A 777-nucleotide genomic window follows, 5' to 3' on the forward strand; every position below is an offset into this window, starting at 1 on the left:
AGAAGCCCCAGCATCTGCCCCTTTACCATGCTGTATCAAAATCAAGCCGATCATGGCAATGGCCACGATAATATGCAGGGCTAATATAAACGTAAACATGGTGGCCTCTTTTGCCGTGTAATGACGACTGATAACGGAAAATAAAACGTAAGGTTAATAAAAATAATGACTAGCATCTGATAATGCCAAATCGACTATATAAATAAGGCGCATTGTACACGATTGCAAGGGTACTGTTAAACCTACTTTTACCAACTGGTAAAACCATACTGTCTATCAGCTATGATACTGATATCTGAGCATTATTTATTTGGTTCAGCATTCGCTTGACTAAAAGCATCAGCGATCGCTAAGAAGCTGTCTGCTTTTAATGAGGCCCCGCCAACCAATGCGCCATCAATCATAGGGTCAGCAGCAAATCTATCGGCATTACCAGCATTAACACTACCGCCATACAGCACGGTAATCGTATCTGCTATGTCAGCAAATCCCGCAACGGTTTGCTTTATATGCTGATGAGTCTTACTCACTTCTGCCACAGTTGGCACTTTGCCAGTACCAATTGCCCAGACAGGTTCGTAAGCGACGAGTAGCTTTTCAAATAACGATGCTGCTAAGTCTGGTTGCTGACCAAGCATATCTTTAATCACTGAGAGTTGTTCATTGATAACGTCAAGTGTTTGACCATTATCATACTGTTCTTGCGTTTCGCCGATACAGAACACCACGCCAAGATTCTGAGAAAACGCATGAGACAGTTTATTTATCAGGCAGTCA

General features: G+C 42.3%; 2 protein-coding genes. Both read right to left on the bottom strand.

Going from position 1 to position 777, the window contains the following annotated elements:
• Positions 1 to 99: preprotein translocase subunit SecG (gene secG / locus ACS8FC_RS16720; RefSeq protein WP_439297611.1), on the bottom strand; the 99-nt coding region annotated here is incomplete at its 3' end.
• A 203-nt stretch (positions 100 to 302) separates the two neighbouring features.
• On the bottom strand, positions 303 to 777 hold a 475-nt coding region (locus ACS8FC_RS16725), incomplete at its 5' end, for a triose-phosphate isomerase (RefSeq protein ID WP_439297610.1).

This window comes from Psychrobacter sp. 1Y4 (genome assembly GCF_051847555.1).